10 protein-coding genes are annotated in these 8,615 nt (G+C 69.8%); 7 read left to right on the forward strand and 3 right to left on the reverse strand.

What is annotated here, in order from left to right:
* The 4 genes from ON19_RS21780 to ON19_RS21795 all read left to right on the forward strand — a co-directional run.
* On the forward strand, positions 1-967 hold a 967-nt coding region (locus ON19_RS21780), incomplete at its 5' end, for a molybdopterin molybdotransferase MoeA (RefSeq protein WP_043695949.1).
* A complete protein-coding gene (gene moaCB, locus ON19_RS21785) occupies positions 964-2,016 on the forward strand; it encodes a bifunctional molybdenum cofactor biosynthesis protein MoaC/MoaB (RefSeq protein WP_043695952.1) in 1,053 nt (350 codons plus the stop codon). The genes ON19_RS21780 and moaCB, both read left to right, overlap by 4 nt.
* Complete coding sequence (locus ON19_RS21790; RefSeq protein ID WP_043695976.1) at positions 2,003-2,437, forward strand: molybdenum cofactor biosynthesis protein MoaE; 435 nt, start codon at positions 2,003-2,005, stop codon at positions 2,435-2,437. Before moaCB ends, ON19_RS21790 begins: the two co-directional genes overlap by 14 nt.
* A gap of 51 nt (positions 2,438-2,488) precedes the next feature.
* Positions 2,489-3,511 carry an AraC family transcriptional regulator gene (locus ON19_RS21795; protein WP_043695955.1) on the forward strand — a complete coding sequence of 341 codons (1,023 nt, stop codon included), beginning with the start codon at positions 2,489-2,491 and terminating at the stop codon, positions 3,509-3,511.
* Here the strand turns inward: ON19_RS21795 and ON19_RS21800 are convergent.
* From ON19_RS21800 to ON19_RS21810, 3 genes are all read right to left on the reverse strand, one after another.
* A complete protein-coding gene (locus ON19_RS21800; protein WP_043695958.1) occupies positions 3,501-3,692 on the reverse strand; it encodes a hypothetical protein in 192 nt (63 codons plus the stop codon). The two genes, ON19_RS21795 and ON19_RS21800, sit on opposite strands and share 11 nt — an antisense overlap.
* A 188-nt stretch (positions 3,693-3,880) precedes the next feature.
* Positions 3,881-4,915 (reverse strand): CobW family GTP-binding protein, encoded by a 1,035-nt coding sequence (locus tag ON19_RS21805; protein ID WP_043695961.1) that lies wholly within the window; start codon positions 4,913-4,915, stop codon positions 3,881-3,883.
* A gap of 94 nt (positions 4,916-5,009) precedes the next feature.
* Entirely contained in the window at positions 5,010-6,341 is a 1,332-nt protein-coding gene (locus tag ON19_RS21810; RefSeq protein WP_043695964.1) for an N-acetylmuramoyl-L-alanine amidase, read from the reverse strand.
* Between the two features lie 551 nt (positions 6,342-6,892).
* On the opposite strand from ON19_RS21810, the gene ON19_RS21815 reads away from it, so the two are divergent.
* From ON19_RS21815 to ON19_RS21825, 3 genes are all read left to right on the forward strand, one after another.
* A complete protein-coding gene (locus ON19_RS21815; protein WP_043695967.1) occupies positions 6,893-7,264 on the forward strand; it encodes an Rv1352/Rv1906c domain-containing protein in 372 nt (123 codons plus the stop codon).
* A gap of 61 nt (positions 7,265-7,325) precedes the next feature.
* Complete coding sequence (locus ON19_RS21820) at positions 7,326-8,075, forward strand: SDR family oxidoreductase (RefSeq protein ID WP_043695970.1); 750 nt, start codon at positions 7,326-7,328, stop codon at positions 8,073-8,075.
* A gap of 110 nt (positions 8,076-8,185) precedes the next feature.
* Positions 8,186-8,587 carry a PaaI family thioesterase gene (locus ON19_RS21825; protein ID WP_043695973.1) on the forward strand — a complete coding sequence of 134 codons (402 nt, stop codon included), beginning with the start codon at positions 8,186-8,188 and terminating at the stop codon, positions 8,585-8,587.
* The last annotated feature ends 28 nt before the right edge of the window (positions 8,588-8,615 follow it).

Below are 8,615 nucleotides of genomic sequence, written 5' to 3' on the forward strand. Positions count from 1 at the left end.
GGGCCGCGCGCCGCTGCCGGAGGGTGCGGCGATGAAGGTGATGACCGGCGCACCGATCCCGCCCGGCGCGGACTGCGTCGTGCCGGTGGAGGACACCAGCGCGGGCGACGGCACGGTGACCATCGAACGCGGCCGCAGCGCGGGCGAATTCGTGCGGGAACCGGGCACCGACGTCCGGAGCGGGGACTTGCTCGTGCGGGCGGGAACGGTGCTCGCGCCCCGGCACGTCGCCGCGCTCGCCGCGGTCGGCCTGCCCGCGGTGACGGTCTTCCGCGCGGTACGCGGTGCCGTGATCACCACCGGCGACGAGCTGGTGGCGGCCGGAAAAACCCTGCGCCCCGGGCAGATCTACAACTCCAACGGCGTCGCCCTCGCCGCGGCGCTCACGGCGAACGGCGTCGACGTCGTCTCGGTCGCGCACAGCACCGACGATCCGGCGCGCTTCCGCGCGCTGCTGTCGGCCGCGACCGAGGGCGCCGATGTGGTGTTCACCTCCGGCGGGGTGTCCAAGGGCGATTTCGAGGTGGTCAAGGACGTGCTCGAGCCGATGGGCGGGCAGTTCGGCGCGGTCGCGATGCAACCGGGCGGCCCGCAGGGACTGACCGTCGTCGACGGCGTGCCGGTGCTCAGCTTCCCCGGCAACCCGGTCAGCACGATGGTGTCGTTCGAGGTGTTCGCCCGCCCGATGCTGCGCCACCTCGCCGGGCTGCCCGAGGTGGACGCCTACGAGCTTCCGCTGCGCACCGCCATCGCGCGATCGCCGGAGGGAAAGCGTCAATTTTTGCGCGGCAAGCTCGTCCGCGGGCGGCCGGGGCAGGCGCCCTGGCAGCCGGAGGCGGTGGAGGTCGTATCCGGCGCGGGCTCGCATCTCGTGGCGGCCATGGCCTGGGCAGACGTGCTGATCGACGTGCCCGCCGAGGTCACCGCGCTGCCCGCGGGAGCGCTTGTGCGAGTGTGGTCACTATGAGCGAGCTGTCCCATGTCGACCAGGAAGGTCGCGCCCGCATGGTCGATGTGAGCGCGAAGAGCGAAACCAGCCGGATCGCCGTCGCGGCAGGCGAGTTGCGCACCACGGCCGAGGTGGTCGCGCTGGTCCGGGCCGACGACCTGCCGAAGGCGGACGTGCTGTCCACCGCCCGCATCGCGGGCATCGCGGGGGCGAAGAAGACCTCCGAGCTGATTCCGCTGTGCCATCAGCTGGCGCTCTCGTCGGTGCGGGTGGAGTTCGGTTTCACCGACACCGCCATCACCATCGAGGCCACCGCGAAGACCAAGGGCCCCACGGGTGTCGAGATGGAGGCGCTCACCGCGGTCGCGGTCGCCGGGCTCACCCTGCACGACATGGTGAAGGCGGTCGATCCCGCGGCCACCCTCACCGACGTGCGGCTGCTCACCAAAGAAGGCGGCAAGCACGGACATTGGCAGCGTCCGGCCGACGAGGGCACGAGCGTGCGTTCCGCTGAAGAAGACCTTTCCACTGGTCCGGACGCCGCGGAGGAAACCGCCGAGGCCATCGAACCGGCATTCGACGAGGGGGAACGCTCGGCCGTGGTACTGGTCGCCTCGACCGGCGTCGCGGCGGGCACTCGCGTCGACACCACCGGCCCGGTACTCGTGGACTGGCTGGCCGGTCTCGGATTCTCGGTGCGCGGTCCGCTGGTCTACGCCGACGCCGAGATCGAGTACGGACTGTCCGACGCGTTGCGCTTCGAACCCGCCCTCGTCATCAGCACCGGCGGCACCGGCGCCTCCCCCACCGACGCGACTCCCGAAGCCACCCTCGCCGTGCTCGACCGCGAACTGCCGGGTGTGGCGGAGGCGATCCGCCAACGCGGCACCGCGAAATTCCCGCTCGCCGCACTCAGTCGCGGCGTGGCCGGGCTCGCGGGGCACTCGGTGGTCGTGAACCTGCCCGGCTCGCCGGGCGGCGTTCGAGACGGCATCGCGGTGCTGGAACCGCTGCTCGATCATCTGCTCGCACAAGTTGCCGGAGGTGGAAGTCATGACAACGGCTGAGGCCACGGTCCGGCTCGCTCGGATCAGCGACCAGCCGCTCGACGCGGCGGAGGTCGAGGCGGCGGTCACCGGGCCGCACTACGGTGCGGTCGTGGTGTTCACCGGGAAGGTCCGCGACCACGATGGCGGACAGTCCGTTTCGGCCCTGGAGTACTCCGCACATCCGCAGGCGGAGCGCTTCTTGCACACGGTCTGCGCGGAACTCGCCGCCGCGCACGGCTTACCGGTCGCCGCCGTGCACCGCGTCGGATCGCTCGGCGTCGGTGACCGCGCGATCGTCGTCGCGGTCGCGGCGGCGCATCGCGGCGAGGCGTTCGCGGCCTGCGCCGAACTGGTGGACCGGATCAAACACGAAGTCCCCATCTGGAAGCGCCAATTGTTCGCCGACGGCCTGTCCGAATGGGTGAACGCCTGCGGGTGATCTCCTAGGCTGGTACGGCCGCTCAGTTGCTGTGGCAGAAGGGAGCGCGCGATGGGAACCGACCAGGTTCTGCTCCACCGATTCGTCGTCTCGCAGCTCACCGCGGCCGGCGTGGACCGCGACCGGCTGCTGCGGGAATCCGGTTTGCCGGAGTGGACCATGGCGGGCGACGACGTGCACCTGCCCAGCCAGACGTTCTCCCGGTTGTGGGAGATCGGCGAACACGCGCTGGGCGACCCGGACGTCGCACTGAACGTGGCGAGCCGCTATCGACTCACCTGCCTCGGTCTGTACGACTATTTGTTCTCCTCGGCTCCGACGCTGGGCGCCGGACTGGCGACCTGCGGACCATACGTCACCGCGGTGACCACCAATCACCGCTTCGATCTGGTCGCGGAGAACGACGACGAGGTGACGCTGTACCTGGACATGATCGAGGGGGCGGGCCGCGGCCGCGACCTGACCCAGTTGTGGGGCCTGAGCGCGGTGCTCAGCCGGGCCCGGCGCGTGGTACGCGAACCGCTGGCCCCGCTGCGGGTCTCGCTGCGCCAGCGCGCGCCCGCCAGGGCCGGCGCCTTCATCGAGGTGTTCGGCACCGCCGCGATCGAGTTCGACGCGCCGGTGGACGCCATGACCTTCCGCGCCTCGGACATGGATTTGCCGCTGACCACCAGCGATCCGGTGCTGGCCGGCATACTCCAGCCCTTGGCCGCCGCCCTTCCGCCACCGCCGCCGCTGGCCGACGCCTGGCCGGAGCGCGTCGCGGCGGCCCTGGCGGACTGCCTGAACGACGGTGACGCGTCCCTGGAGCGGGTGGCGCGCAGGCTGGCCACCAGTCCGCGCACGCTCCAGCGCCGGTTACGGGAGGCGGGTACCACCTGGCGCGCGGAACTGGATCGGGCCCGCAGCGCCCGGCTGGTCGCCGCCAGCGCCGCCGGGCCGCTGAGTCCCTCGCGCCAGGCCGAGATCCTCGGCTACTCCGACCCGGGTTCGATGCGCCGAGCCGCACGGCGGTGGTCGCCGGCCACCTCCGCACACCGCGCCGAGCGGGTCGAGCGCACGTTCACGGCCTGAGGAAACGCGCGGCGATCGACCAGAACGTCGCGTCCTCGATCGCACGAAAATCCCAGCTGTTGGTGAGGGCGTGCGTCTCGGCGACGATCGCGGGTACGTCGAAGTCGTCGCGGGTGGCGGTGCCTTTGGCCTCCAACGCCTCGATGACGTACGCGGTGGCGCTCTCCATGGAATCTGACACGGGAAACTCCCATCGGTCGCAGAACGATTCGGTCGGTCACGGATCGGCTGCCGAGCGGCGCCGTTCGCGGCAGTTCGCTCCCGGCGCCCGCGGACCGGCGGACACCGCATTCAGTCTCATGAAAAGACCGCTCTGTCACCAGCACCGAACGCGACAGGTCGCTACCGAACGCGCCAATCTGGTGTGTCTCAGTGCGGTGTATAGCGCCACACGCCGAGCATGCTCTGCGGATCGAGCGGATCGGCACCCTCGTGCACCGTGTCACGCAGCCGGGCCAGCGCCGCATCGGTGTGCAGGCCCGCCCCGATGAGCACCAGCCGCGCGCCCCGCGCTTCGCCCCGCGACCAGTGGCCCGGCTCGAAGACGATGTGGCGGCCGACCACGTGCAGAACGAACTTCCTGCGTTCCTCCGCCACCCCGAAGGCGGCGAAGCCCTTGGCCCGGAACAGTCCCGGTGGCGGGTCCTCCAGGAAACCGATCAGCTTGCGCGGATCCAGCGCTCGGCCGCTGGCGAAGGAGACGCTGGTGTAATCGTCGTGCAGATGGCGGTGCCCGGCGTGGTCATCGTGGTCGTGCTCGGCGAGGAGTTCGTCGAAGCTCAGCTGCTCGGCCACCAGCGGGCGTTCGCGTGACGGCTCGTCGAACAGCAGCCCGGGATCGATCCGGCCGTACGTGGTCGCGTACACCGGAACCGAACCGACGAGTTCCGCCAGGTCCGCACGCAGCCGCGCGAGCTGCTCGGACGGAACCCGATCGGCCTTGTTCACCACCACCAGGTCGGCCAGCCGCAGATGGGTGCGCAGCTCGGGATGACGGGCGCTGCTGCGCGGGAACTGTTCGGCGTCGACCACTTCGACCAGGCCGCCGTAGCGCAGTCGCGGGTTGTCGCTGCCGACCACCATCCGGATGAGGTTGCGCGGCTCGGCCAAGCCGCTGGCCTCCACCACGATCACGTCGATCCCGGCGCGCGGCTGGGTCAGCCGGGTGAACAGTTCGTCCAGCTCGGTGACGTCGACCGCGCAACACACACAGCCGTTGCCGAGCGAGACCATGGCGTCGACCTGCCCGGCGACCAGCATCGAATCGATGTTGATCGCCCCGAAATCATTGACCACCACGCCGATCCGCGTCCCCCGGTTGTCCCGGAGCAAGTGATTGAGCAGCGTGGTCTTCCCGGAACCGAGAAACCCCGCGACCAGCACAACAGGAATCCGGTCAGCCATTCCGTTCACCCTAGTGCGCCGCGCGGCCCGCGGAAAAAGCCGGACGCCACCCTCGCGCCGACGGGGATGGCGTCCGGCGGGTTCGGTGTACGGACTATTTCGAGGGCCCCAGCAGCATGCCCGCCAGGCTGTAGCCGAGGTTGATCAACTCCGTGGCGATGGCGTTGTCGTCCAGGCCGAGCATCTTCGCCAACGGCATCAGCAACTCCATGATCGACGCGTCACCGCCCGCGGTCCCGGGTGACTGCTGGGCGTTCGGCGTCCCCGGTGACTGGTTACCGGAGGTGCCGGGCGATTTCGGCGCCGCCGAGGTACCCGGCGACTGCGGTGTGGCCGTACCCGGCGCCGGCTTCGGCGTCGAGGTGCCCGGCGCGGGCTGCGCCTGCGGCACAGCGGGAGCTCCAGGGCTCTGCGGCACCGCCGGAATCGTCTGGGCCTGCGGGACCACCGGGTTCGTCTGCGCTTGTGGAGTACCCGGGCTGGTCTGCGCTTGTGGAGTACCCGGGCTCGTCTGCGCCTGCGGTGCCGCCGGGTTCGGCTGACCCTGTGGAGCGTCCGGATTCACCGCGGGGCGGTCGAACGACGTGCCCTGCGGAACGGACTGCGCCGCCTGCTGATCCGACGACGTACCCGGCTGTGCGCCGAGCAGGTGGCCGACCACGCCCGTGGTGAGCGCGATCGCGTGCTTGAGCTGCCCATCGGGTGCTTCCAGCAGCGCCGCGTCCTCGGGATTGGCGCCGTTGCCCATCTCGAGGAAGACGACCGGAACGGTGGTCAGCGCGGGCCCGGCGATGTCCTTGCGGGTCTGCAGTCCGTCCACCACGCCGCCGTAGTTCGCGGGCGGGAATCCCGCCTCGCGATAAGCGTCGCGCACCGACTTCGACGCGGCCAGACCCGCTCCCGACTGGGCCTGATCGATGATCAGATTCGGGATGGGCAGCTCCGGAACGATCAGGTGGAACCCGCGATACTGCGCGGGCGCGCTGTCGGCGTGAATGCTCACGGCGACGTCGGCGCCGGACTGGCTCGCCGCGCGGGCCCGGTCGTCGACGCAGCCGCCCCAGTTCAAGTCGTCCTGACGGCTCAGCACCACGTGTGCGCCGAGCGTCTCCAGCGACGTCTTGACGATCTGGGCGACGTTCCAGGTGATGGTGTGCTCGGGAACGCCGTTCATCGTGGTCATTCCGGTGGTCTGGCAGTCCTTGGTGCCGCCGCGACCATCGCTGACCTGTCTGGCCAGATCTTGCGAGTGATTGGACCCCTGATGTCCGGGGTCGAGGAACACGGTCTTGCCTGCGAGCTTTTTCGACATGTCCAGCGCCGACGGCGCCGCATGTGCGCTGACCGGAAGCAATCCGGACAACGTCACCGTCACCGCAGCCGTGACGGCGGTACAGATACCCGCTTTGACGATGCTTGGCTTCATAGTGCGGTCGGCGCCCCGGGATGGGGCGCCCCTCCCTTCCCACTTGTAACACCAAACCCAGTGGTTAACTCTGGCAACGTGCGTATCAGCAAATCAAGGAGCGTTATCGAAGTGTTACCGCAGGTCCAGCGCCCGGCTGTCGGATCAGCCGCGGCAGTTTGCGCAGAGATAGCAGAGCGTAATGCACCCGAACCGGCGCCATGCCGATCGGCACGCCGAATTCGTCGGGAAGTTGTCAACTTCCTGATAGGCGTGGTCGCGCAAGAGTACCCCGGTAAACACGGCACGCGGCAACAACGGGAGCAAAGCGAGTAGCTGGGCCGCCAGAAATCTCTCGGCCGACCGTCCGCGAAATCCGGGTGCGCGGAGTGGGACTCGGCCGGGGCGCCGCCCTCGGCCCGTCGGCATCGACCGCCGGATCACGGATTTTCGGCACACCACTCGGTCGGTTCTGGTATTTCTGGCCGCGGAGATGCGGGGATCTCCCGAGTCGGCCGCGACCACGGATGGACGACCGTACGCGGCGATAGTACAAGTCAAGGAGAACCGGTATGCGTGCAAGCACGCTTCTGCTCGCTGGGGCCATGACCGCCGCGGTAACCCTGCTCGCCACGGGTACGGCGGCGGCCGAACCGTCGAACACCATGTCACACGACGGCGTCTACTTGGTCGGCGTCGACATCCTCCCCGGCGTCTGGGAGGCGCCCGGCACGCCCGACCCCGCCTACGCCTGCGATTGGGCCAGGCTGTGGAAGGTCGAGGGCGACAACACGAATATGCAGAACATCATCGCGAACAACTACACGCGGCTGAGCCCGGTTCGGGTGGTGATCGAGCCGACCGACGTCGGATTCAAGACCGAGAATTGCGGCCCGTGGCGATTGCTGCCGACGCCGCCGCCGACCGGATCGTTCGGCGGCTGAACCGGGCAGCGCCGAGCGGCGGCCTATTGACTGGCGTTCAACAGGCGCTAGGGTCGGCCGCATGACGAGGAGCAAGATTCTGATCACCGGCGCGAGCGCGGGCCTCGGGGCCGCTATGGCGCGCAACTTCGCGGCCAAGGGCCGTGATCTCGCGCTGTGTGCCCGCAGGCTGGACGCGCTCACGGCGCTGCGCGACGAGCTGGCGGCCGCCCATCCCGGCGTCACCGTGGCGATCCGCGCACTCGACGTGGACGATCACGCGGCGGTGCCGCTCGTGTTCGGCGAATTGCACGACGAACTCTGCGGACTGGACCGCGTGATCGTCAACGCCGGGATCGGCAAGGGGGCGCGCATCGGCAGCGGCCGGGCCGACGCGAACATCGCGACGGCGACGACCAACTTCGTCAGCGCACTCGCGCAGGCGGAAGCGGCGCTGGAGATCTTCCGCGCCCGCGACGCCGGACATCTCGTCCTCGTCTCCTCGATGAGCGCGGTGCGCGGGCTCCCGGGCAAGAAGGCGGCCTACTCGGCGAGCAAGGCGGGCCTCGCCGCGCTCGGCGAGGGACTCGCCACCGAGTTGGCAGGCACGCCGATCGCGGTGACCACGCTGCTGCCGGGATTCATCGCCACCGACATGGCGGCCAAAGCGGGTGACGCGCGGATGGTGGCACCCCTGGACAAGGGTGTGGCGGCGATGGTCGCCGCCATCGAGAAAGAGCGCCGCCGGGCCTGCGTGCCCGGATGGCCGTGGCGCCTGATCGATGTCGTCCTCCCCCACCTACCCGACGCCCTCGTGGCGCGGATGAGCTGAACCGGCCGCCGCCTCCCTGTGGCGGGCACCGTTGCGCAACAGGGGCGGGCAGCCGTCGATTACCCGCCAGGTAATCGACTCGACGACTCGCGGGAGGCAACATCGCGGCCATGATCGATGAGATGGGCACGGCGCTGTTCCACCGAACCATGCCGTTCACCGAACGCCTCGGCGTCGAAGTCCTCGCGCACGGACCTGAACTGGTGCGCAGCCGCCTGGCCTGGGACGAATCGCTGTGCACGCTCGGCGGCATGCTGCACGGCGGGGTGCTGATGTCGCTCGCCGACGCCACCGGCGCGGTCTGCGCGTTCCTGAATCTGCCCGAAGGCAAGCAGGGCACCACCACGGTGGAGTCGAAGACCAATTTCCTGCGCGCGGTCCGCTCGGGGTATGCCATCGCCTCGGCGGCGCCGCTGCATGCCGGACGCTCGTTCATCGTGGTCGAGACGGTGATCCGGGACGACGCGGACAAGCTGGTCGCGAAGGTCACCCAGACCCAAGCGGTGCTCTAGCCGACGCCGACGGCCACCGGCGCCCGCT

Origin of the sequence: Nocardia abscessus NBRC 100374 (genome assembly GCF_000308455.1) — a bacterium.
In the GTDB taxonomy this organism is placed as follows: Bacteria; Actinomycetota; Actinomycetes; order Mycobacteriales; family Mycobacteriaceae; genus Nocardia; species Nocardia abscessus.

Excerpts from the sequence above, each read along its gene's own strand:
- ON19_RS21790 (WP_043695976.1), top strand. The coding sequence starts at position 2,003 with ATGACAACGGCTGAGGCCACGGTCCGGCTCGCTCGGATCAGCGACCAG.
- ON19_RS21825 (WP_043695973.1), top strand. The coding sequence starts at position 8,186 with ATGATCGATGAGATGGGCACGGCGCTGTTCCACCGAACCATGCCGTTC.
- ON19_RS21795 (WP_043695955.1), top strand. The coding sequence starts at position 2,489 with ATGGGAACCGACCAGGTTCTGCTCCACCGATTCGTCGTCTCGCAGCTC.
- ON19_RS21810 (WP_043695964.1), bottom strand. The coding sequence starts at position 6,341 with ATGAAGCCAAGCATCGTCAAAGCGGGTATCTGTACCGCCGTCACGGCT.
- ON19_RS21820 (WP_043695970.1), top strand. The coding sequence starts at position 7,326 with ATGACGAGGAGCAAGATTCTGATCACCGGCGCGAGCGCGGGCCTCGGG.
- moaCB (WP_043695952.1), top strand. The coding sequence starts at position 964 with ATGAGCGAGCTGTCCCATGTCGACCAGGAAGGTCGCGCCCGCATGGTC.
- ON19_RS21805 (WP_043695961.1), bottom strand. The coding sequence starts at position 4,915 with ATGGCTGACCGGATTCCTGTTGTGCTGGTCGCGGGGTTTCTCGGTTCC.
- ON19_RS21815 (WP_043695967.1), top strand. The coding sequence starts at position 6,893 with ATGCGTGCAAGCACGCTTCTGCTCGCTGGGGCCATGACCGCCGCGGTA.